Origin of the sequence: Roseovarius pacificus (assembly GCF_900142665.1) — a bacterium.
Lineage (GTDB): Bacteria > Pseudomonadota > Alphaproteobacteria > Rhodobacterales > Rhodobacteraceae > Roseovarius > Roseovarius pacificus.
The window spans coordinates 489,801-511,643 of record NZ_FRBR01000001.1; the positions used below are offsets into that span (position 1 = coordinate 489,801).

Consider the following 21,843-nt stretch of genomic DNA (forward strand, 5'->3'; position numbering starts at 1 on the left):
TGGCGATTCCCCTGCTTGCCTCGGGTCGCGGCCCTGCGAATCGCATTCGGGCCGCTTTGCAGGTAAGTCTATCGAATGGCGATGGGAAATGCGCCCCCCTATGCCGATCCGCCCCATGACAGGCCGCACCGCGCTTGATCTTTGACCCCGGCCTGATATTGAGCGCCTCAGACGCTGCCAATCAAAGGATGACCCCGTGGATATCGCCGCTCTGCGCTCTGCCAATCCCGATCACTGGAACAAAGCCACCGCAATCCGCGCGCTGACGCTCGATGCCGTCGCCGCCGCCAATTCCGGCCATTCCGGCATGCCCATGGGCATGGCCGATGTCGCCACCGTACTGTTCGAGAAGCACCTGAAATTCGATGCCGCCAATCCCGACTGGCCCGATCGCGACAGGTTCATCCTGTCCGCCGGGCACGGCTCGATGCTGCTGTACTCGCTGCTGCACCTGACCGGCTATCAGGACATGACGCTCGAGCAGATCAGGAACTTCCGCCAATGGGGCGCGATCACGGCGGGCCATCCCGAATACGGCCACGCCAAGGGCATCGAAACCACCACCGGCCCGCTCGGTCAGGGGATATCCAACTCGGTCGGCTTCGCCATGGCCGAGGAAATGCTGCGCGCCCGCTTTGGCCGCAAGCTGGTCGATCACTACACCTATGTCATCGCCGGGGACGGCTGCCTGATGGAGGGCGTCAGCCAGGAGGCCATCGGCCTCGCCGGACGTCACAGCCTCGGCAAGCTGATCGTCTTCTGGGACAACAACAACATCACCATCGACGGCAAGGTCGACCTGGCCGACCGCACCGATCAGGTGAAGCGCTTCCGCGCCTCGGGCTGGCAGGTTCTGGAAATCGACGGCCACGACCCGGCCGCGATCGACGAGGCCATCACCGCCGCCAAAAAGTCACGCAAGCCCACCATGATCGCCTGTGCCACCCATATCGCGCTTGGCCACGCGGCGCAGGACACCTCCAAGGGTCACGGGGCGCTGACCGACGCGGGCCAGCTGGCCGCCGCGAAAGAGGCCTATGGCTGGCCCTACGGCCCGTTCGAAGTGCCCGCCGAGGTGAAATCCGCATGGGAAGCCATCGGATCGCGCGGCGCAGAGGATCGCAAGGCATGGGAAACCCGCCTCTCCGAGGCCTCCGAGCGCCGGCAAAAGGACTTCGCCCGCATCTTCGCCCGCGACGTGCCGAAAAACCTGTCGGCCCGCATCAAGGCCCTGAAAAAGCAGATCGCCGAGGAACAACCCAAGGTCGCCACCCGCAAATCCAGCGAAATGGTGCTTGAGGTCGTCAACCCGATCATGCCCGAAACCGTGGGCGGCTCAGCCGATCTGTCGGGCTCGAACAACACCCAGACCGGCGACATGACGGTGTTCGACGTGGACAACCGCAAGGGCCGTTACGTCCACTGGGGCATTCGCGAACACGGCATGGCGGCGGCCATGAACGGCATGGCGCTGCATGGCGGCATCCGCCCCTATGGCGGCACCTTCATGTGCTTCACCGATTATGCCCGCCCCTCGATGCGCCTTGCTGCGCTGATGCGCATTCCCACCGTGTTCGTCATGACCCATGACAGCATCGGCCTTGGCGAAGACGGCCCGACCCACCAGCCGGTCGAGCATCTGGCGATCAGCCGCGCCACCCCGAACACCTGTGTGTTCCGCCCCTGCGACACGGTCGAAACCGCCGAAGCCTGGGAAATCGCCCTGCGTTCCACCGAAACGCCGTCGGTCCTGTCGCTCACCCGTCAGGGCGTGGCCACCCTGCGCACCGAGCACAGGAACAAGAACCTGACCGAACAGGGCGCCTATGTCCTGGCCGATGCCGAGGGCAAGCGTCAGGCGATCCTGATGGCCACCGGCTCCGAGGTCGAAATCGCCATGAAGGCGCGCGACCTGCTTCAGGCCGAAGGCATCGGCACCCGCGTGGTCTCCATGCCCTGCATGGAACTCTTCGCCGATCAGGACGAGGCCTATCGCAAACGCATCCTGCCCGCCGGCCCGGTGCGCGTCGCCGTCGAGGCGGCAGTGCGGCAAGGCTGGGATCGCTGGCTCTGCGGCGAACGTGGCCGCGAGGCCAAAGCCGGTTTCGTCGGCATGGACAGCTTCGGCGCCTCCGCCCCCGCCGGCACGCTCTACGAAAAATTCGGCATCACGGCCGAGGCCGTGGCCGACAAGGTCAAATCCCTGCTCTGAGCACGGCGCACCGATAAACAGCAAGCCCGGACGGTCCCCCGTCCGGGCTTTTTCGTTCGCTCCACGGCACGAGAACGTGCCGCTATGCCAACGATATCGCCAATCATGCAAGCCGCGCATCGCCTTCGGCGCTGTTTCGCGCACGGGAAGACCTCTCCGGTTCAATTCAAACAATAGCCGGAGGTGGTGCCGACGGCTGATTTGCCGGACAAACCGAACTTTCGCTGCGGGGTTGCGCCAATATCTGCTTTTCTGAGATACTCATTCATGCAATGTGATCACCATCGGGCCTGAAAGCCCGGGAACACCGGAGTCACATCTGATATGCCCTCTTGTCTCATTATCGGTGTCGGCAGCGGTCTGTCACACGCCATCGCAAGCCGCTTTGGGCAAGAGGGATATAACATCGGATTGGTTGCGCGGCGATCCACCGTCATAGAGCCGTTGAGCGCCACGTTAAATGGGCTTGGGGTTCAATCGGCCTGGGCTCTCGCCGACGCAGGCGATGAGGCAAGTCTGCTCGATGCGATCAACTCCATCGAAGACCAACTCGGTCCAACTGACGTGCTTATTTACAATGCCTCTGTCATGCGTCCCGCTTCCCCATCCGACCTTACAACCGACGCGTTGCGCCGCGAGATGGAGGTCAACGTTGTAGGCGCTTTCGCCGCGAGCCGCGCAGTGGCGCCCGCCATGCTTCACAAGGGATCCGGTGCAATTCTCTTCACCGGTGGTGGGCTCGCGTTGGAGCCCTACCCGGAATGGGCATCTCTGGCAGCAGGAAAAGCGGCGTTGCGCAGTCTCGCGTTCTCGCTATTCAAGGACCTTTCGCCCAAAGGGGTACATGTATCGGTAATCGCGGTGTGCGGGATCGTAGAACCCGGCGGCCCGTTTGATCCGGACAAAATCGCCCAGGAATACTGGCGACTTGCCAGCGAACCGAACGGGCTCGAAGATCGAGAGCTGATCTTTCAACCTCAGGGCACCGACCCACACTACAATGACCCTGAACGAGTGCATGAAGCGACAACCATCGTGCCGGCGCATGTTCAGGACTAGTGACCGCGCAGTTACGGGACAATTTCAAAATAGAAATACAACGTGGCGAGCGCCCCAAAGCGGCCTGCCATGCTTCCCACAGCATCCGTTACTCCGGGCTCAATCCAGACATCTGCCCTTAATCCCGCCAACATATCACCACGCGCCCCATCGCCCGGCCTCACCCCGTAATCCATCCATTTCACCTCGCTCGTTCACGGCCGTCACACCTCGCACCGACACCCCGGTTATGACGCAAATTGATTAACCGGGCGTTACCCCGATGCGCGCCGGTCTCGGCATGGCCCATGACCCGCCCGGTTTGCGCCCCTCATGGACGCAAATTTCTCCGCAGCCCCCGATTTTCGTACAAAACCCGCGTACACTTCGTACAAAACGTACGAAACGCCGCGCCAATCTCAGGCGGGCATCAGGCGGGTCCAGACGGGTTTGACGATCTTCACCCCGACGGGGATCAGGATCACCCCGAGGATCAGCCCGAACACCCCGTCCAGCCCCGCCGTGACCAGCCATTCCACCGCCCCGCGCCATTCGCCCGCGCCGTCTGCGGCGGCCACGGCCACATGGTGAATCCCGTCATAGGGCGCGGACCACCCCATCTGGTCCAGCCCGTGCAGGATGATCGACCCGCCCACCCACAGCATCGCCGCGGTGCCCACAATCATCAACAATTTCATGAAGGTAGGCATGGCATGCACGATCCCGCGCCCGATGGCCCGGGTCACGCCCAGACGTCCCCGCTCGGCCATGAACAGCCCGACATCGTCGGCCTTCACAATCAGCCCCACCGCACCATACACCAGCGCGGTGATGCCCACCGCCACCAGCGCCAGAGTCGCCGCTTCCATCCAGAAATTGCTCTCCGGGATCGCCGCCAGGGCTATCGTCATGATTTCAGCCGATAAAATGAAGTCCGTCTTGATCGCCCCGGCCACCTTGGTCTCTTCCAGATGGGTCGCGTCCACCTCCGCATGGCTCCCGTCCGGCCCCCCATGCCCTTTGCCGAATCCCAGGGCATGCGCGATCTTCTCCGCCCCCTCGAAACACAGATACGCGCCCCCCAGCATCAACAGTGGCGGAATCAGCCAGGGCGCAAAAGCCGACAAGGCCAGCCCGGCAGGTAACAGGAACACCAGCTTGTTGATCAGCGACCCGCGCGCAATGCGCCACACGATCGGCAATTCCCGTGCAGGCGCAAAGCCTTGCATGTATTTCGGGGTCACCGCGGCATCGTCGATCACCGCCCCCGCCGCCTTGGACCCGGCCTTGGCCGCCTGCCCGGCAACATCGTCGATCGAGGCGGCCGCCACCTTGGCCAGCCCCGCCACATCGTCCAGAAGCGCCATCAACCCGCTCATACTCGTCCCTTTCCTTGTCCCACACCTCTAAGTTCTTCGTTAGCGCCACCATGTCAAGCCCCGACGGGTTTGCGATAACAGTTATCGCTAACATGTTGGAAAACCGCCGAAAACGCCGTTTTTCACCTTTCAGCCAAACCTTCCCCCGTCTATATCGCGGGCAACCCGAACCCGCAGGAGATACGCATGACCATCACCGTCGGCATCAATGGTTTCGGCCGCATCGGCCGCTGCACCCTCGCCCATATCGCCGCCAGCACCCGCAACGATATCAAGGTGGTCAAGGTCAACGCCACCGGCCCGCTCGACACGGCTGCGCATCTCATCAAGTACGACAGCGTCCATGGCCGCTTTCCCAACGAGGTCACTCTTGGCGACGGCACGATGGATCTGGGCCGTGGTCCGATGCAGATGTATTCCACCTACGACATGGACGAGCTGGACTGGTCCGGCGTCGACGTGGTTCTGGAATGCACCGGCAAGTTCAACGACGGCGAAAAGGCCAAAAAACACCTCGAGCGCGGCGCAGGCAAGGTTCTGCTCTCGGCTCCGGGCAAGAACGTGGATCGCACCGTGGTCTACGGCGTCAACCACGAAGACCTGCAAGCCGGTGAGCGCATGATCTCGAACGGCTCCTGCACTACCAACTGCCTGGCCCCGCTGGCCAAGGTGCTGCACGAGGCGATCGGCATCGACTCCGGCATCATGACCACGATCCATGCCTACACCGGCGACCAGCCGACGCTGGACCGCCGCCACAAAGATCTGTACCGCGCCCGCGCCGCGGCGATGTCGATGATCCCCACCTCCACCGGTGCCGCCAAGGCACTGGGCGAGGTGCTGCCCGACCTCAAGGGCAAGCTCGACGGCTCGGCCATCCGCGTGCCCACCCCGAATGTCTCGGCGGTGGACCTGACCTTCATCGCGCAGAAAGACGTAACCGAGGCCGACGTGAACGAAGTCGTCGCCGAAGCCGCCGCAGGCCGCATGAAAGGCGTTCTGGGCTATGAGCCCGAGCCGCTGGTCAGCATCGACTTCAACCACACCGAAGAAAGCTCGATCTTCGCGCCCGACCAGACCAAGGTCACCGGCGGGCGTCTGGTGCGCGTGCTGGCATGGTACGACAACGAATGGGGCTTTTCCTGCCGCATGGCCGACGTGGCCGTGGCCATGGGCAAGCTGTCCTGAGGCACGAACTTCCCCAAGGCAATCGAAACCCCGGCGCACCCGCGCCGGGGTTTTTCATTTGCGATACGCGAAAATACGCCATCAACCCCGGTTATACGCGCCACGAATGAACCCCAGATCAATGGCCAGAGTCTCGCTCCTGCCCCATTCCTTTCCTCATCGCAGGCTACTCCCGGCCCGTGACCAACCACATGACTCAGGAAAGGACTCCACCATGACACGCATTATCGCACTGGCCCTTGCCATCACCGCGGGCACCATGGCCCAGGCCTCGGACAATTACATCAAAATCGACCCGGCCAAGATCCAGCAGATCGAGACGCTCCTCACCGAACAAGGCTACGATGTGCGCAAGATCGAAATGGATGACGGCCTGTACGAGGCCGACGCCCTCAAGGACGGGGCCCGCTACGAATTCAATCTGCTTCGGGACCTGTCTGTCATGGAGACCGAACTTGCCAAAGCCGAACAGATCAGGACTCTCCTGACCGAACAGGGCTATGACTTGCAAAAGGTCGAAATGGACGACGGCAGATACGAAGCCTACGCCCTCAAAGACGGGGTCCGTTACGAGATCGACCTCAGCCGGGACCTGACTGTCGTGAAAACCGAAATCGACGACTGACGTTATCGGGGCCGGCCTGTCCGGCCTCAACCGTCTCGGGTAAAGGACAATCCGGGGGGGCGAAAACAGAGTCCGTTTCACCGGTTGCTGACAATCGGGTTTATCGCCAATGCCATTTTTGAGCGACGACAACCGCAACCTGCGTGACTTGGGCGGCGTGCTCTGGCATCTAGGACGCAAGAATGACCGCAAAGGACAGCCGCACCATGACGAACGCCACCTCTATCGGCCTTGGCCTCCTGATCGTGGCGGGGCTGACCGTGGACGCGACGATGTATGACTGGTCCGGCACGCTGTTTCTGGCCCGCAAGCTGGCCGACCTGATTGAATGGCTGGCGTTCTGGCGCTGATTGCGCCACCTGTCCGACGCTTCTGTTGACGCATGCCCCGCTTTCCTCCTATACACGCGCCATATGATTCATGTTAGCGCTAACAGGAATATTAAAGGGAGGGTCACCATGCCGATCAGACTGGCCATCAACGGATTTGGACGGATCGGGCGCAACGTTCTGCGCGCCATTGTGGAATCGGGACGCACCGACATAGAGGTGATCGCGATCAACGATCTGGCCCCGGTCGAAACCAACGCCCATCTTCTGGAATTTGACAGCGTACACGGTCGCTTTCCCGCGACGATCACGACCACCCCGGACAGTATCGACGTGGGGCGTGGCCCGATCCGGGTGACCGCCCTGCGCGATCCGGCCACCCTGCCCTGGGGCGACGTGGATATTGCGCTGGAATGCACCGGCATCTTCACCGACCGCGACAGCGCCGCCGCACATCTGGAAAACGGGTCCAGCCGGGTTCTGGTATCCGCCCCCTCCAAGGACGCGGATCGCACGGTGGTCTATGGCGTCAATCACGACACGCTGACCAGCAACGACCTGATCGTCTCCAACGCCTCCTGCACCACCAACTGCCTCGCCCCGGTGGCCAAGGCCCTGCATGACGCCATCGGCATCACGCGCGGCTTCATGACCACGGTTCACAGCTACACGGGCGATCAGCCAACGATGGATACCGCGCACAAGGATCTCTATCGCGCCCGCGCGGCTGCCCTCAACATGATCCCCACCTCCACCGGTGCGGCGCGCGCTGTGGGGCTGGTGCTGCCCGAACTGGCAGGCAGGCTGGACGGCACCGCCATTCGGGTGCCCACCCCCAATGTCAGCGCCGTGGACCTGACCTTCGAGGCCGCGCGCGAAACGAGCACCGAGGAAATCAACGCCGTCATCACCCAGGCCGCCGCCGGGCCGCTGGCCGGCGTGCTGGACCTGACGGGCCGCGAGCTGGTGTCGTCGGATTTCAACCACAACCCGGCCAGTTCGGTCTTTGCCACCGATCAGACCCGCGTGATGGACGGCACCATGTGCCGCGTTCTCAGCTGGTATGACAACGAATGGGGCTTTTCCAACCGCATGGCCGACACCGCCGCCGTTATGGGCGCGCTACTGGCCAATGGCGGATCGGGCGGCGCCAAAACCACACGCGCCCCGGAATACGCCTGATCCGGCGCAGGACGGGCGGCACAGGCCGCCCAACCGCTTCGGTTACCTGAATTTCGCCATCAACTGCGTTTGCACGGCGGGGGTCACGAACTTGCTGGAATCGCCTCCCAGACGGGCGATTTCCTTGACCAGCTTGCTGGCAATCGCCTGGTGACTGGCATCGGCCATCAGGAACACCGTCTCGACGGAACTGTCCAGCGTCCGGTTCATCCCGACCATCTGGAATTCGTATTCGAAATCCGCCACCGCGCGCAACCCGCGCAGGATCACCTGCGCGCCCACGTCATGGGCACAGTCGATCAGCAGGTTTTCGAACGGATGGGCGACGATCTCGGTGCCGGTTTCCTCGGACAGTTTGGCGCATTCCGCCTCGATCATGGCGACCCGCTCTTCCAGAGAAAACAACGGCCCCTTGTCGCGGTTGATCGCCACCCCGATCACCAGCCGGTCCACCAGAGCGGCGGCCCGCCGGATGATGTCGATATGTCCCAGGGTGATCGGGTCGAAGGTGCCGGGGTACAATCCTATGCGCATGGGGCGGCTCCGTTATTTCGAACTGAAGGCACGCAACAATATTGCGCCCCGGATTGCAAGCCGTAGAAATACGTGGCCGGTATTGCAAGCGCCTATGTCGCAGATCGCCGGGGTCAGTGCCCCATGATCATGCCTTCCAGCGCGTCCTTTTCCATCGCCAGTTCCTGAAGCCGCGCCTTGACCACATCGCCGATGGTCACGATCCCGACCAGCTTGCCGTCCTCGACCACCGGCATATGGCGAAAGCGCCCCTCGGTCATGCGCGTCAGCACCTGATCCGAACTGTCCTGCCGGGTGCAGCAGACCGGGTTGCGGGTCATCATCGTGTCCACGGTTTCCATCAGGCACCCGGGGCCCTTCAGCGCAAGGGCGCGCACGATGTCGCGCTCGGACAGGATGCCCTCCGCGGTATCGCCTTCGCGCGACACGATCACCCCCCCGATCCGGCGCTCCGCCAGAATCCGCGCCGCGTCGGAAACCGATGTGCCGGGCTTGACCGTGATCACCCCATCGTCGCCCTTGGATTTCAGGATTTGCTGAACCAGCATACTCGGATCCTCCGCAAGAAAATGCCCATATCCTCAGCGTTTACGATCTGCGGCATTCTGTCAAGTCAGCGCCTCCAGCCGGGCCACCTCTGCGCGGGTCTCCTCGACCAGTGCGGCGGCAAAGCGATTGAGCCGCTCCAGCCGCCGGTCATCGGCATGACGCACAAGGTAGAAACTGCGCGTCAGGCTGAAATCGTCGGCCAGAATCTTGCGCACCCCGCGAAACCACGGGATCGAGAAATCATGCACCACGCCGATCCCGCCCCCCTGCCGCACCCAGTTCACCTGCACGGAAACCGAATTGGACGCCAGATTGACCCGCTCCACCCCCGCCTCGCGCATGTAGTCCAGTTCCTTGTCGAAAATCATGTCCTGAATATAGCCCACCATACGGTGGCCATGCAGGTCTTCCCGCCGCTCGATCGGCGGATGCTGGCGCAGATAGGAGCGGTGCGCCGCCAGATGCAGGTGATAATCGGTGATCTTCTGCACGCTCAGCCGCCCGGCGGTGGGCGGGCTGACCGCCACCACCATGTCGGCCTCGCGCCGGGTCAGGCTGAACAGGCGCGGCAGCGCCACGATCTGCACCTCAAGGTCAGGATTGTTGCGCGCGATACGCGCACACACCTGCGGCAGCACGAAATTCGCCGCCCCGTCCGGCGCACCGATACGGATTTGCCCCGTCAACCCGCCTGAGCGCCCGGCCATTTCCTCGGACACGCCCTCCACCGCCTGTTCCACCCGCACCGCATGGGTCATCAGGCGCTGGCCCGCATCGCTCAGCGCATAGCCCATGGGCGATTTGGCGAACAGCGGCGCGCCCAGGTCGGTTTCCAGCCGGGCAATGCGCCGCCCCACCGTCGCCGGGTCGATCCGCAGAACCCGCCCCGCGCCCGACAGGCTTTCGGCGCGGGCCACGGCCAGAAACACCCGAAGATCGTCCCACTGCATATCCATCGTCCCACCCTTTGCATTTTTGCATGACCCTTTTGAAATATTGCCCCTTTTACCGCAATATTTGCAAGACTACACTCCGCCCGAACCTGAATGGAGGGAGGATTCTCATGAAAGAACTCACGCATTACATCGGCGGCGAACATGTCAAAGGCACGTCTGGCCGTTTCGCGGATGTCTTCAACCCCGCGACCGGCGAAGTGCAGGCGAAATGCCCGCTCGCCTCGACCGAAGAACTGAACAAGGCTGTCGAAGTGGCCGCCGCCGCGCAACCCGCATGGGCCGCCACCAACCCGCAGCGCCGCGCGCGGGTGATGATGAAATTCGTCAGCCTGCTGAACCGCGACATGGACAAGCTGGCCGAGGCCCTGTCCGCCGAACACGGCAAGACCTTCCCCGACGCCAAGGGCGACGTTCAGCGCGGTCTGGAAGTCGTGGAATACTGCATCGGGGCACCGCAACTGCTGAAGGGTGAATTCACCGACGGCGCAGGCCCCGGCATCGACATGTATTCGATGAAACAGCCGCTCGGCGTGTCGGCGGGCATCACGCCCTTCAACTTCCCGGCCATGATCCCGATGTGGATGTTCGCCCCGGCCCTGGCCTGCGGCAACGCCTTCATCCTCAAGCCGTCCGAGCGTGATCCCTCGGTGCCCTTGATGCTGGCCGAACTGATGGAAGAGGCCGGCCTGCCCAAGGGCCTGCTGCAAGTCGTCAACGGCGATAAGGAAGCGGTGGACGCCATCCTCGACAACCCGGTGATCCAGTCCGTCGGCTTCGTCGGCTCGACCCCGATTGCCGAATATATCTATGGCCGCGGCTGCTCGAACGGCAAGCGCGTTCAGTGCTTCGGCGGGGCCAAGAACCACATGATCATCATGCCCGATGCCGACATGGATCAGGCCGCCGACGCACTGGTCGGGGCTGGCTACGGCGCGGCAGGTGAACGCTGCATGGCGATTTCCGTGGCCGTACCGGTGGGCGACGAAACCGCCGACCGCCTGATCGAAAAACTCGTGCCACGCATCGAAAAGCTCAAGGTCGGCCCCTACACCGCAGGCGACGACGTGGATTACGGCCCCGTCGTGACCGGCGCCGCCAAGGAAAAAATCCTCGGGCTGGTGCAGTCGGGCATCGACCAGGGCGCGGAACTGGTCGTCGATGGCCGTGACTTCCAGCTTCAGGGCTACGAAGACGGCTTCTTTGTCGGCCCCCACCTGTTCGACAAGGTGACCCCCGACATGGACATCTACAAACAGGAAATCTTCGGCCCGGTCCTCAGCACCGTGCGCGCCGCGTCCTACGAAGAGGCGGTCAGCCTGGCCATGGATCACGAGATGGGCAACGGCACCGCGATCTTCACCCGCGACGGCGACGCCGCCCGCGATTTCGCCAGCCGGATCAACATCGGCATGATCGGCGTCAACGTGCCGATCCCCGTGCCGCTGGCCTATCACACCTTCGGCGGCTGGAAGAAATCCATGTTCGGCGACCTGAACCAGCACGGCCCCGACGCCTTCAAGTTCTACACCCGCACGAAAACGGTCACCTCGCGCTGGCCCTCGGGGATCAAGGAAGGCGGCGAATTCAACTTCAAGGCCATGGACTGATCTGCAAGCCCCCGCCACGCATTGGTGGGGGCTTTTCCTTTACACCCGATGCAGGCTCTATCTGTGCGGCAGGCCGCCGCCGCTCCCCGAGGCTTGGAGATAGGCCTTGCAAGCACGGGCCTCCTTCCCTCTGGCAACCGGCAGCGCCATCTTGTACTTTTCCGGCTCCCGTCCGCCAGCCAGTTCCGGGAACAGCCCCAGCAATTCATCGCGCGCCGCGTCACTGATCCCTTCCAGGGCGACAACCCCGGGAAACAAACTTTCCGCTGGCATGCCATTGGCAATCAGAACCACGTGACGATCACACATCAGGTGATGATACTTCACTTCGGTCAGGGATCGGTTGATCCGGATATCCGTGTCATTCACCAACTGGACCGCAGGCACCAGAACCTCGTCCAGCCCGGTCAGTAACTGCACCCGCCAATCCCCCAGCATCACCCGATGCTGCTGCGAAACCCGCGTCCGCCTGTAAGGGCGCCCCTCGCCCAGGGAATCACGCTCAAGATCGACGGGACGCCATTTGTCGAAATACGGGTGTCTTGGAAGTTGCAAGGCACGCGCACCCGTCCAGATGATTTCATGCATCTCGCCATGAAAATCGGTGACCATGTCCCCAGCCCCGAGTTCCTGCACCGCACGTTCCCCGCTCGGGGTCAATATCCGTGTATCCGCAGCAAAGCAGATTGGCGTGAAAACCTGATAGGGAGCCGGCGAAATGTCGATGTTAAGCAAGAGTTCGGACAAGGCCGGCTTGCCAGCCGGGTAGTGAAAATAAACCTGCCCGCCCGCTTCGAAAACCACGACATCAACCGACGGGCCGATCCTCACGAACAGGCCGAGAATCTCCAGCCCCCCAGCGGCCGTGCCGCTGCCGATGTAGTTGACCGGCTGACCGTCGAAGGTCGAAGTTCCGTCATCGGCATTCTCCAGGAAACCGTCGTTATCCGACAACGTGCCAGCCTGTTCAGCGCCGAAAGCGGACAACACGAGGGTCGTCGATCCGGCAAGCAAATCTGCCGCAACCAGCGATCCGTCATAGGGGATAACAGATATGTCCGACGAGGCCATCAGGCGTGCCTCCCAAGCAGCTCATTCGCGATGCATCTTATTTAAATTATTCAGAACAACTAAATTACCCGTATATGGCGAAAGCATGACGAAAAGAGGACAGCCCCCACAGCGCGCTCCTCCGGTCCATGCCTTTTCTGTCGGTATTCCCTTGCCCGGTCCGGGCGGGTCGTGTTCAACTGCCTGTCAGGTCCGTTCTGCAAGGGGGGCGTGCCATGGCCCTGATCCATCCCGATTTCACCATCGGCATCGAGGAAGAATACCTTCTGGTCGACCGCGACAGCCTTGCGCTGGCCGACACCCCCGAGGCCCTGATGGAGGACTGTAAGACGCAATTACAGGATCAGGTCAGTCCGGAATTCCTCAATTGCCAGATCGAGATCGGCACCAAGGTCTGCCGCACCGTGGCCGAGGCCCGCGACGATCTCAAGCGCCTGCGCTCCTGCGTGGCGGCCTGCGCCGCCAGGCACAACCTCGCGCCCATCGCCGCCTCGTGCCATCCGTTTGCCGACTGGCGCAATCAGACCCACACCAACAAGGATCGCTACAACATGCTGGCCGGGGATCTGGCTGGCGTGGTGCGGCGCATGCTGATCTGCGGCATGCACGTGCATGTGGGCATCGACCCGCCCGACCGGCGCGTCGACCTGATGAACCAGTTGTCCTATTTCCTGCCGCACCTTCTGGCGCTCAGCTGTTCCTCGCCCTTCTGGCAGGGGCAGGACACCGGGCTCAGCAGTTACCGGCTGACCGTGTTCGACAACCTGCCGCGCACCGGCCTGCCCCCGCGCATGGAAAGTTTCGGGGAATTCGAACGCTCGGTTCAGGCGCTGGTCGATCTGGGCGTGATCGAGGACAGTTCGAAAATCTGGTGGGATCTGCGCCCCAGCCACCGGTTTCCCACGCTTGAATCGCGCATCTGCGATGTACAGCCCCGGCTGGAACACGCCCTGACCCTGGCCGCGATCACCCAGGCGCTGGCCCGGATGCTGTGGCGGCTGGCCGTGAAAAACCAGCGCTGGCGCATCTATGATCGCTTCCTTCTGGCCGAAAACCGCTGGCGGGCGCAGCGCTATGGCGTGCGCGAAGGCCTGATCGACTTCGGCCTCGGCGAAATCACCCCTATGGGCGATCTGGTCGAGGAACTGATCGAATTGCTGACCGAGGACGCCGCGTTTTTCGAATCCGTGTCCGAGATCGAAGGCGCGCGCGACATGCTGCGCTCGGGCACCAGTTCGGGGCGTCAGCGTCAGGTCTATTCCGACGCCCTGCACGCCCAGGACGATCATGACCATGCACTTCAGGCGGTGGTGCGCCATCTGATCGAAGAATTCCACGCCGATCTGTAGAGCGAACACGCAAAGCCGACCCTCCTCGCGCGGTGCAAAAGACCGACGCGATACCGACAGGTTACCGACACGGTACCGAGGCCGGTTTTCCCTGTTAAAAAAGGGCGACGGCCAAGCCTTGCGCTTGCCTGCAACACTCCTGTAAGAATTGGTTATTAAACACGCGTTCAATTCAATTCGGGAGGAGGAGGCCGCGTCATGGATTTTGCCCTGACAGAGGAACAAACCGCCATTTTCGACATGGCCCATGCCTTCGGGCAGGACAACATCGCACCCCATGCCAAACAATGGGAAAGCGACGGCACCATCCCGAAAGAGCTGTGGCCGCAAGTCGGCGAGCTCGGTTTCGGCGGGCTCTATGTCAGCGAAGAGGGCGGCGGGTCCGGCCTGACACGTCTGGACGCGACGCTGGTTTTCGAAGCCCTGTCAATGGCTTGCCCCTCGGTTGCCGCCTTCCTGTCGATCCACAACATGTGCGCCAAGATGATCGACACCTTCGCCAGCGACGACATGAAGGCCCGCGTCATGCCCGGCGTTCTGTCGATGGACACGGTCCTGTCCTACTGCCTGACCGAGCCGGGCTCGGGCTCGGACGCCGCCGCGCTGAAAACCCGCGCCGAGCGCACCAATGAGGGTTACACCCTGAACGGCACCAAGGCCTTCATCTCGGGCGGCGGATATTCCGATGCCTACGTGGTCATGGTCCGCACCGGCGCAGACGGCCCCAGGGGCATCTCGACCGTCTATGTCGAAGACGGCACCGACGGCCTCAGCTTTGGCGGGCTCGAAGACAAGATGGGCTGGCGCAGCCAGCCAACAGCGCAGGTGCAGTTCGACAATTGCAATATTTCCGCCGACAATCTCGTGGGCGAGGAGGGCAAAGGGTTCACATATGCCATGGCCGGCCTCGATGGCGGGCGGCTGAACATCTCCGCCTGCTCGCTCGGTGCGGCGCAACAGGCGCTGAACCTGACCCTGCAATACATGTCCGAGCGCAAGGCCTTCGGCAAGTCCATCGACCAGTTCCAGGCGCTGCAATTCCGCCTCGCCGATCTGGAAATCGAACTTCAGGCCGCGCGCACCTTCCTGCGGCAGGCCGCATGGAAACTGGACACCGGCGCCCCCGACGCCACCAAGTTCTGCGCCATGGCCAAGAAGTTCGTCACCGAAACCGGCAGCCATGTCGTCAATCAGTGCCTTCAACTTCACGGCGGCTACGGCTACCTTGCCGATTACGGGATCGAGAAACTGGTGCGCGACCTGCGCGTGCACGAGATCCTTGAAGGCACCAACGAAATCATGCGCCTGATCGTGGCGCGTCAAATGCTGGCCGACAGATGAGCGACGAAATCAATATCCGCAAAGAGGGGCGCGCAGGCCGGATCACCCTGACCCGCCCCAAGGCCCTGAACGCGCTCAGCTACGACATGTGCCTCGCGATGGAGGACGCTCTGGATGCTTGGGCAACAGATGACAGCGTCGAACTGATCCTCCTGGACGCCGAAGGCGACAAGGCGTTCTGCGCGGGCGGCGATATCCAGAAACTCTATGATACGGGCCGCGCGGGCGATTTCGCCTTTGGCCGCCGGTTCTGGCGCGACGAATACCGCCTGAACGCGAAAATCGCCGAATATCCCAAGCCCTACATCGCCTTCATGCAGGGCTTTACCATGGGCGGCGGCGTGGGCATTGCCTGCCACGGCAGGCACCGCATTGTCTGCGACAGCAGCCAGATCGCCATGCCCGAATGCGGCATCGGTCTGGTGCCGGATGTGGGCGGGTCGCTTTTGCTGGCAAAGGCACCGGGCCGGTTGGGCGAATACCTTGGCCTGACCGGCGCCCGCATGGGCCCCGGCGATGCGATCCATGCAGGGTTTGCCGATCATTACCTGCCGGACACCGGATGGGACGCCCTCAAGGCCGAACTGATCGAAACCGGCGACGCCACGTTGATCGAACGCGCCGCCTCGCCCGCGCCCGACAGCCCGCTTGCGGCGGCACAACCCGCGATCGACACGCTGTTCACCGCTGAAACCCTGCCCGACCTCCTCAAGGCGCTCGAATCCGACGACACGGAGATCGCGCAAAGCACGCTCAAGAAACTGTCGCGCAATTCGCCCCTGTCGCTGGCCTGCACTCTGGACATCATCCACCGCCTGCGCGCAACGCCCTCCGCCGATATCCGGCACGCGCTGGACCTCGAATACCGTTTCACGCACCGCGCCATGGAACACAGCGACATTCTGGAAGGCATCCGCGCCCAGATCATCGACAAGGACCGTCAGCCGAACTGGCAGCACGATCCGACCACCCTGCCCGATGCGGCGGTCAGCGACATGCTGGCCCCTCTGGGACAAGACGCTCTGACATTCGACAAGGAAGGATAGGCCATGAAAATCGGATTTATCGGACTGGGCAACATGGGCGGGCCGATGGCCGCCAATCTGGCCAAGGCGGGTCATGACGTCACCGGGTTCGACGCCGCCGGCGTCACCATCGAGGGCGTCACCCCCGCCGCCAGCGCAGAAGAGGCCGTCAAAGGCGCGCAGGTGGCGATCACCATGCTGCCCAACGGCAAGATCCTGCGCAGCGTGGCCGATCAGATCATCCCGGCGATGGACAAGGGCGCGGTGTTTCTGGACTGCTCGACCGTCGATGTCGACAGCGCCCGCGCCGTGGCCGAACAGGCGCAGACGGCTGGCCTTTCGGCGCTGGACGCCCCCGTTTCGGGCGGTGTCGGCGGCGCACAGGGCGGCACGCTGACCTTCATGGTCGGCGGTGACGAGGCCGGGTTTAATACCGCAAAGGAACTCTTTGATATCATGGGGCAAAAGGCCGTCCACTGTGGCCCTTCGGGCAACGGCCAGGCCGCCAAGATCTGCAACAACATGATCCTCGGCGCCACGATGATCGTCACCTGCGAAGCCTTCGCCCTGGCCGACAAGCTGGGTCTGGACCGGCAGGCGATGTTCGACGTGGTCAGCACCTCGTCGGGGCAATCCTGGTCGATGAACACCTATTGCCCCGCCCCCGGCGTCGGCCCGAGCAGCCCCTCCGACAACGATTACAAGCCCGGTTTCGCCGCCGAACTGATGCTCAAGGACCTGCGCCTCGCACAAGAGGCCGCAAGCTCGGCAGATGCGGATACCCCCATCGGCGAAGCGGCGATGAAGCTCTACGCGCAGTTCGTCGAAGACGAAGACGGGCTTGGCCGCGACTTCAGCGCCATGCTGCCCCGCTTTGAAAAACGCACGCGGAATTGATCTGAATCATATTCGCAAATCCCGATTTATCGTTAAGCTGTCCGACAGATAAACCTTTTCGGGAGTAAACCGATGTTTACAAAGAATATGGGCAAAACAGATCGCACAATTCGCGCGATCGTGGGCGTTGTCTTGCTGTTCCTCGCCCTGACGTCAATGTCGGGGGGCTGGGCTTGGGTTGCCGGGATCGTCGGCGCGGTCCTTCTGGTCACGGCCGCCATGGGCAGTTGCCCGTCCTATACGCTTCTGGGGATCAACACCTGCAAGAAAGAGTCCTGAGACTCTTCAGCACTCACGAACCGACCTCACAAGGCCGCCCCATCCGGGCGGCCTTGATCGTTTCAGCCCCATAGAAAGGAAAACAGCAGAACTCCGCCCATCCCCTGCGCCTGCCCTTGAATACCCTGCGCCACCGGCCCATTCTTCACCCCAGGAACAGGAGGCAACCATGCGCAAAACAACGCTTTTTCTGGCCATGCTGGCAACCGGCCTGACCGTATCGGTCGCTCAGGCCGATCAGCCGGGGCGCAAGGGCTGCCCTCCGGGCCTCGCCAAGAAACACAATGGCTGCCTGCCCCCCGGCATCGCCAAGAAACGCTATGGCCGTGGCGATTACATCAACGGCGACTACGTGGTGATCCGCCATCCCGGTCGTTACGGGCTGGACCCCGGCCAGACATATTACCGCGTGGGCGATTACGTCTATCGCGTCGATCGCGACACGCGCGAGGTGCTGGACCTGATCGGCGCCGTCGCACGGGTTCTGGATTAACTCAGCTCATCCATTTCAGACCGAGGTGGTCGATCGGCGACGCACAATACCCCATCCAATCGCGGTAATCCTGCGTCAGGACATATCGCATCCCCCTGGACTCCCATTTGTCCGCCTTGGCAATGGCCAGATCGGCAACATACAGTTCCGCCGCGCCCCGCCTGACGGTCGATCCAGATACGCCTACCCGGCCATTTCAGGGCGGTTATTCGGCAGCCACCCTGCGTGCGGACAGCATGTCTTTCAGGTAACGCCCGGTATGGCTGCGCTCGACCCCCGCCACCTCTTCGGGCGTGCCTTCGGCCACGATCTCGCCACCGCCATCGCCCCCCTCGGGGCCGATGTCGATGATGTGATCGGCGGTTTTCACCACATCCAGGTTGTGCTCGATCACCACCACCGTGTTCCCGGCATCGACCAGTTCGTGCAGCACCTCCAGCAGCTTCTTCACATCCTCGAAATGCAGCCCCGTCGTCGGCTCGTCGAGGATATAGAGCGTCCGCCCCGTGGATCGTTTCGCCAGTTCCTTGGACAGTTTCACGCGCTGCGCCTCGCCGCCCGAAAGCGTGGTCGCCTGCTGGCCCACCTTGATATATCCCAGACCGACACGCGCCAGCGCATCCATCTTGTCGCGGATACTGGGCACCGCCTTGAAGAACTCCTGCGCATCCTCCACCGTCATGTCCAGCACATCGGCGATGCTCTTGCCCTTCCACCGGATTTCCAGCGTCTCGCGGTTGTAGCGCGCGCCGTTGCAGGTTTCGCAGGTGACATAGACATCGGGCAGGAAATGCATCTCGATCTTGATCACCCCGTCGCCCTGACAGGCCTCACAGCGCCCGCCCTTGACGTTGAAGGAAAACCGCCCCGGCTTGTAACCCCGCGCCTGCGCCTCGGGCAGCCCGGCAAACCAGTCGCGGATCGGGGTGAATGCCCCGGTATAGGTGGCCGGGTTCGAGCGCGGCGTGCGCCCGATGGGCCGCTGGTCGATGTCGATCACCTTGTCCAGATGTTCCAGCCCCTTGATCGTCTCACAAGGCGCCGGCGTCTGGCGCGCCCCGTTCAGGCGCATGCTGGCGGTCTTGAACAGGGTTTCGATGGTCAGCGTGGACTTCCCCCCGCCCGACACGCCGGTGACACAGACGAATTTGCCCAAGGGAAATTTCGCAGTAACATTTTTCAGGTTGTTGCCCGTGGCCTTGACCACACTCAGCATTTTGCCATTGCCCTTGCGCCGTTCGGGCGGAATGGCGATCTCGCGCGCGCCTGACAGGTACTGCCCGGTGATCGAGGCCGGATCGGCCGTGATCTCCTCGGGCGTGCCGCGGCTCACCACCTGCCCGCCATGCACCCCGGCGCCGGGGCCGATGTCATAAACGTAATCGGCGGTGCGGATCGCCTCCTCGTCATGTTCGACCACGATCACCGTATTGCCCTGATCCCGCAGGTTTTGCAGCGTCTGCAACAGGCGGCCGTTGTCGCGCTGATGCAGCCCGATGCTCGGCTCGTCCAGCACATAGAGAACCCCGGTCAGCCCACTGCCGATCTGGCTGGCCAGCCGGATACGCTGGCTCTCCCCGCCCGACAGAGTCCCGGCATTGCGGCTCAGCGTCAGGTATTCCAGCCCCACATTGTTCAGAAATCCCAGCCGCTCGCGGATTTCCTTCAGGATCGCGCGGGCGATCTCGTTCTTCTGCGCCGTCAATACCTCGGGCACCCCCGCGCACCAATCATGGGCCTCGCGGATCGACATCTGCACCACCTGCCCGATATGCAGACGCTCGTCCTGCCGGCCTCCGGCGGGACCGATCTTCACCGCCAGCGCCTCCTGGCGCAGGCGATACCCCTCGCAAGTGCCACAAGACCGGTTGTTCTGATAGCGCTCGAACTCCTCGCGGATCCAGTTGCTGTCCGTCTCGCGATAGCGCCGCTCCATGTTGGGGATCACCCCCTCGAAGCTGCGCGTCACCTGATAGACGCGCCCGCCCTCGTCATAGCGAAACGGGATTTCCTCGTCGCCCGACCCGTACAGGAACACCTGCTGCACATGTTTCGGCAGGTCCTTCCACGGGGTGTTCTGGTCGAACTCGTAATGTTTGGCCAGCGCCTCGATGGTTTGCAGGAAATAAGGTGATTTGCCCTTGCGCCACGGTGCAATCGCCCCGTCGCTGATCTTCAGGGTCGCATCCGGCACCACCAGCCGTTCGTCGAAAAACAGCTCGGCCCCCAACCCGTCGCAATCCGGGCAGGCCCCGAACGGCGCGTTGAAGGAAAACAGCCGCGGCTCGATCTCGGGGATGGTGAACCCGCTGACCGGACAGGCGAAATTCTCGGAAAAGGTGATCCGCTCCGGCTCACCCTCCTTCGGCGCGGTTTCCAGAACGGCGATCCCGTCCGCCAGATCCAGCGCCGTGCGGAAACTGTCCGCCAGCCGTGTCTCGATCCCCTCTTTCACCACGAGGCGATCCACCACCACGTCGATGTCATGGCGGTATTTCTTGTCCAGCTTGGGCGGATCGTCCAGATCGTGAAACGCCCCGTCCACCTTGACCCGCTGGAACCCCTGCTTGCGCAACTCCAGCATTTCCTTGCGGTATTCTCCCTTGCGGTCGCGCACGATGGGGGCCAGCAGATAGGCGCGCGTACCCTCTTCCATGGCCATCACCCGGTCGGCCATGTCCTGCACCTGCTGCGCCTCGATGGGCAGGCCGGTGGCGGGCGAATAGGGCGTGCCGACACGGGCAAAGAGCAGCCGCATGTAGTCGTAAATCTCGGTCACCGTCCCGACGGTCGAGCGCGGGTTCTTGCTGGTGGTTTTCTGCTCGATGGAAATCGCCGGGCTCAACCCGCTGATATGGTCCACATCCGGCTTTTCCATCATGTCCAGAAACTGGCGCGCATAGGCCGACAGGCTTTCGACATAGCGCCGCTGCCCCTCGGCATAGATCGTGTCGAAGGCCAGCGACGACTTGCCCGAGCCGCTCAGCCCGGTGATCACCACCAGCTCGTTGCGCGGAATATCCACGTCAATGTTCTTGAGATTATGCTCGCGCGCGCCGCGCACCTCGATATGCTTCAGCTCAGCCATCAGGACCCCCGTCAACGGTGGTTAACAGATAGTGGACGATGCGCCGGGTTCCAAGAAAATTCTGCGAACATTGCGCGAACATTCGCCGGGCCTGCCCGCTATTTCCGCGCCAGAGCCCAGGAACAGATCGGAAAATCCGGCTCGTCCGTCAGATCGTCGCGCCCCCGCTCATAGGCGGGCGGCCAGGGCGTTTCGAAATTGCGCAGCGCGGCGGCCCGGTTACCCCACTGCCGGGCCGTGATCCTGTCCTCGTCGAACCCCGCTTCGATCAACAGGTTCTTCAGACCCCGCGCGCTCCAGCGCGAACAATCCACCGGATCGCCGTGATAGGGGATGAAGAACGGCACCGCGACCCAGAAATACCCGCCGGGGCGCAGCATCTCCAACACGTTGCGCGTGGCGGCATAGGGCCGGTCCAGATGCTCCCACACCTGATTGGCGAGGATCAGATCGAAACTCAGAACGTCGCCATCGCGCCCGCGATAAGGACCCGCACAAACATCGTATTTCGGATAGCGAAACCGCTCATAGCTGCGAAACGTAAACCGCCGTCCGAACTTGCCCGACACTTCGGCGGCGTCCATATCGGCCAGCGGCAACTCTTCCAGCCAGTTGCGCGACATGCGCTGCATCACGACCCTGTTCACACTCGGCACAATTCACCTCTGACTGACACGGAAAGGGGGCGCTCCCCCTCCCTT

Annotated in this window: 20 protein-coding genes; 13 read left to right on the top strand and 7 right to left on the bottom strand. The window is 62.8% G+C overall.

Translation table 11 applies throughout. The features are described 5' to 3' along the window. Window positions 1-196 precede the first annotated feature (196 nt). A complete protein-coding gene (tkt, locus tag BUB53_RS02375; RefSeq protein ID WP_073032267.1) occupies window positions 197-2,212 on the top strand; it encodes a transketolase in 2,016 nt (671 codons plus the stop codon). A gap of 324 nt (window positions 2,213-2,536) precedes the next feature. Then, entirely contained in the window at window positions 2,537-3,271 is a 735-nt protein-coding gene (locus tag BUB53_RS02380; RefSeq protein WP_073032269.1) for an SDR family NAD(P)-dependent oxidoreductase, read from the top strand. Window positions 3,272-3,669: 398 nt separating this feature from the next. Here the strand turns inward: BUB53_RS02380 and BUB53_RS02385 are convergent, their stop codons facing one another. After that, entirely contained in the window at window positions 3,670-4,629 is a 960-nt protein-coding gene (locus BUB53_RS02385) for a DUF808 domain-containing protein (RefSeq protein WP_073032271.1), read from the bottom strand. Between the two features lie 186 nt (window positions 4,630-4,815). Between BUB53_RS02385 and gap (BUB53_RS02390) the strand changes: the two genes are divergently transcribed. The 4 genes from gap (BUB53_RS02390) to gap (BUB53_RS02400) all read left to right on the top strand — a co-directional run bounded on the left by gap (BUB53_RS02390) (window position 4,816) and on the right by gap (BUB53_RS02400) (window position 7,953). Then, the gene (gap, locus tag BUB53_RS02390) at window positions 4,816-5,817 is read left to right on the top strand and encodes a type I glyceraldehyde-3-phosphate dehydrogenase (protein ID WP_073032273.1); all 1,002 of its coding nucleotides are present in this window, start codon (window positions 4,816-4,818) and stop codon (window positions 5,815-5,817) included. 214 nt (window positions 5,818-6,031) lie between these two features. Continuing rightward, complete coding sequence (locus BUB53_RS22695) at window positions 6,032-6,442, top strand: PepSY domain-containing protein (protein WP_073032275.1); 411 nt, start codon at window positions 6,032-6,034, stop codon at window positions 6,440-6,442. Window positions 6,443-6,624: 182 nt separating this feature from the next. Further along, window positions 6,625-6,792, top strand: a complete 168-nt coding sequence (locus BUB53_RS22700) for a hypothetical protein (protein WP_159437753.1) — start codon at window positions 6,625-6,627, stop codon at window positions 6,790-6,792. Between the two features lie 108 nt (window positions 6,793-6,900). Further along, entirely contained in the window at window positions 6,901-7,953 is a 1,053-nt protein-coding gene (gene gap / locus BUB53_RS02400; RefSeq protein ID WP_073032277.1) for a type I glyceraldehyde-3-phosphate dehydrogenase, read from the top strand. Between the two features lie 42 nt (window positions 7,954-7,995). Here gap (BUB53_RS02400) and coaD read toward each other — a convergent pair whose 3' ends face one another. The 3 genes from coaD to BUB53_RS02415 form a co-directional block, all read right to left on the bottom strand. Next, window positions 7,996-8,487, bottom strand: coding sequence for a pantetheine-phosphate adenylyltransferase (gene coaD / locus BUB53_RS02405; RefSeq protein WP_073032278.1), 492 nt, complete (start codon window positions 8,485-8,487; stop codon window positions 7,996-7,998). 113 nt (window positions 8,488-8,600) lie between these two features. Then, on the bottom strand, window positions 8,601-9,035 hold the full coding sequence (locus BUB53_RS02410) for a CBS domain-containing protein (RefSeq protein ID WP_073032280.1): 435 nt from the start codon (window positions 9,033-9,035) through the stop codon (window positions 8,601-8,603). A 60-nt stretch (window positions 9,036-9,095) separates the two neighbouring features. Continuing rightward, the gene (locus BUB53_RS02415) at window positions 9,096-9,992 is read right to left on the bottom strand and encodes a LysR family transcriptional regulator (protein WP_073032282.1); all 897 of its coding nucleotides are present in this window, start codon (window positions 9,990-9,992) and stop codon (window positions 9,096-9,098) included. Between the two features lie 107 nt (window positions 9,993-10,099). Here BUB53_RS02415 and BUB53_RS02420 point away from each other — a divergent pair, with 107 nt between their 5' ends. Then, on the top strand, window positions 10,100-11,599 hold the full coding sequence (locus tag BUB53_RS02420; RefSeq protein ID WP_073032284.1) for a CoA-acylating methylmalonate-semialdehyde dehydrogenase: 1,500 nt from the start codon (window positions 10,100-10,102) through the stop codon (window positions 11,597-11,599). Between the two features lie 57 nt (window positions 11,600-11,656). On the opposite strand, the gene BUB53_RS02425 is transcribed toward BUB53_RS02420, so the two are convergent. Beyond that, window positions 11,657-12,613, bottom strand: coding sequence for a Hint domain-containing protein (locus tag BUB53_RS02425; RefSeq protein ID WP_159437754.1), 957 nt, complete (start codon window positions 12,611-12,613; stop codon window positions 11,657-11,659). 272 nt (window positions 12,614-12,885) lie between these two features. Between BUB53_RS02425 and BUB53_RS02430 the strand changes: the two genes are divergently transcribed. The 6 genes from BUB53_RS02430 (at window position 12,886) to BUB53_RS02455 (ending at window position 18,054) form a co-directional block, all read left to right on the top strand. Beyond that, window positions 12,886-14,019 (top strand): carboxylate-amine ligase, encoded by a 1,134-nt coding sequence (locus tag BUB53_RS02430; protein ID WP_073032289.1) that lies wholly within the window; start codon window positions 12,886-12,888, stop codon window positions 14,017-14,019. A 198-nt stretch (window positions 14,020-14,217) separates the two neighbouring features. Next, the gene (locus BUB53_RS02435) at window positions 14,218-15,360 is read left to right on the top strand and encodes an acyl-CoA dehydrogenase family protein (protein WP_073032291.1); all 1,143 of its coding nucleotides are present in this window, start codon (window positions 14,218-14,220) and stop codon (window positions 15,358-15,360) included. Next, window positions 15,357-16,406, top strand: coding sequence for an enoyl-CoA hydratase/isomerase family protein (locus tag BUB53_RS02440; RefSeq protein ID WP_073032293.1), 1,050 nt, complete (start codon window positions 15,357-15,359; stop codon window positions 16,404-16,406). Before BUB53_RS02435 ends, BUB53_RS02440 begins: the two co-directional genes overlap by 4 nt. Window positions 16,407-16,409: 3 nt before the next feature. Next, entirely contained in the window at window positions 16,410-17,282 is an 873-nt protein-coding gene (gene mmsB / locus BUB53_RS02445; RefSeq protein ID WP_073032295.1) for a 3-hydroxyisobutyrate dehydrogenase, read from the top strand. Between the two features lie 72 nt (window positions 17,283-17,354). Next, window positions 17,355-17,561, top strand: coding sequence for a YgaP family membrane protein (locus tag BUB53_RS02450; RefSeq protein WP_073032297.1), 207 nt, complete (start codon window positions 17,355-17,357; stop codon window positions 17,559-17,561). A 169-nt stretch (window positions 17,562-17,730) separates the two neighbouring features. Then, window positions 17,731-18,054 (top strand): excinuclease ABC subunit A, encoded by a 324-nt coding sequence (locus tag BUB53_RS02455; protein ID WP_073032300.1) that lies wholly within the window; start codon window positions 17,731-17,733, stop codon window positions 18,052-18,054. Between the two features lie 205 nt (window positions 18,055-18,259). Here BUB53_RS02455 and uvrA read toward each other — a convergent pair whose 3' ends face one another. Together uvrA and BUB53_RS02465 are read right to left on the bottom strand one after the other, a co-directional pair. After that, a complete protein-coding gene (gene uvrA, locus BUB53_RS02460) occupies window positions 18,260-21,142 on the bottom strand; it encodes an excinuclease ABC subunit UvrA (protein WP_073032302.1) in 2,883 nt (960 codons plus the stop codon). A gap of 98 nt (window positions 21,143-21,240) precedes the next feature. Beyond that, the gene (locus BUB53_RS02465; protein WP_073032304.1) at window positions 21,241-21,798 is read right to left on the bottom strand and encodes a methyltransferase domain-containing protein; all 558 of its coding nucleotides are present in this window, start codon (window positions 21,796-21,798) and stop codon (window positions 21,241-21,243) included. Between the last annotated feature and the right edge of the window lie 45 nt (window positions 21,799-21,843).

Excerpts from the sequence above, each read along its gene's own strand:
- BUB53_RS02380 (WP_073032269.1), top strand. The coding sequence starts at position 2,537 with ATGCCCTCTTGTCTCATTATCGGTGTCGGCAGCGGTCTGTCACACGCC.
- BUB53_RS02385 (WP_073032271.1), bottom strand. The coding sequence starts at position 4,629 with ATGAGCGGGTTGATGGCGCTTCTGGACGATGTGGCGGGGCTGGCCAAG.
- gap (WP_073032273.1), top strand. The coding sequence starts at position 4,816 with ATGACCATCACCGTCGGCATCAATGGTTTCGGCCGCATCGGCCGCTGC.
- BUB53_RS22695 (WP_073032275.1), top strand. The coding sequence starts at position 6,032 with ATGACACGCATTATCGCACTGGCCCTTGCCATCACCGCGGGCACCATG.
- BUB53_RS22700 (WP_159437753.1), top strand. The coding sequence starts at position 6,625 with ATGACCGCAAAGGACAGCCGCACCATGACGAACGCCACCTCTATCGGC.
- gap (WP_073032277.1), top strand. The coding sequence starts at position 6,901 with ATGCCGATCAGACTGGCCATCAACGGATTTGGACGGATCGGGCGCAAC.
- coaD (WP_073032278.1), bottom strand. The coding sequence starts at position 8,487 with ATGCGCATAGGATTGTACCCCGGCACCTTCGACCCGATCACCCTGGGA.
- BUB53_RS02410 (WP_073032280.1), bottom strand. The coding sequence starts at position 9,035 with ATGCTGGTTCAGCAAATCCTGAAATCCAAGGGCGACGATGGGGTGATC.
- BUB53_RS02415 (WP_073032282.1), bottom strand. The coding sequence starts at position 9,992 with ATGGATATGCAGTGGGACGATCTTCGGGTGTTTCTGGCCGTGGCCCGC.
- BUB53_RS02420 (WP_073032284.1), top strand. The coding sequence starts at position 10,100 with ATGAAAGAACTCACGCATTACATCGGCGGCGAACATGTCAAAGGCACG.
- BUB53_RS02430 (WP_073032289.1), top strand. The coding sequence starts at position 12,886 with ATGGCCCTGATCCATCCCGATTTCACCATCGGCATCGAGGAAGAATAC.
- BUB53_RS02435 (WP_073032291.1), top strand. The coding sequence starts at position 14,218 with ATGGATTTTGCCCTGACAGAGGAACAAACCGCCATTTTCGACATGGCC.
- BUB53_RS02440 (WP_073032293.1), top strand. The coding sequence starts at position 15,357 with ATGAGCGACGAAATCAATATCCGCAAAGAGGGGCGCGCAGGCCGGATC.
- mmsB (WP_073032295.1), top strand. The coding sequence starts at position 16,410 with ATGAAAATCGGATTTATCGGACTGGGCAACATGGGCGGGCCGATGGCC.
- BUB53_RS02450 (WP_073032297.1), top strand. The coding sequence starts at position 17,355 with ATGTTTACAAAGAATATGGGCAAAACAGATCGCACAATTCGCGCGATC.
- BUB53_RS02455 (WP_073032300.1), top strand. The coding sequence starts at position 17,731 with ATGCGCAAAACAACGCTTTTTCTGGCCATGCTGGCAACCGGCCTGACC.
- uvrA (WP_073032302.1), bottom strand. The coding sequence starts at position 21,142 with ATGGCTGAGCTGAAGCATATCGAGGTGCGCGGCGCGCGCGAGCATAAT.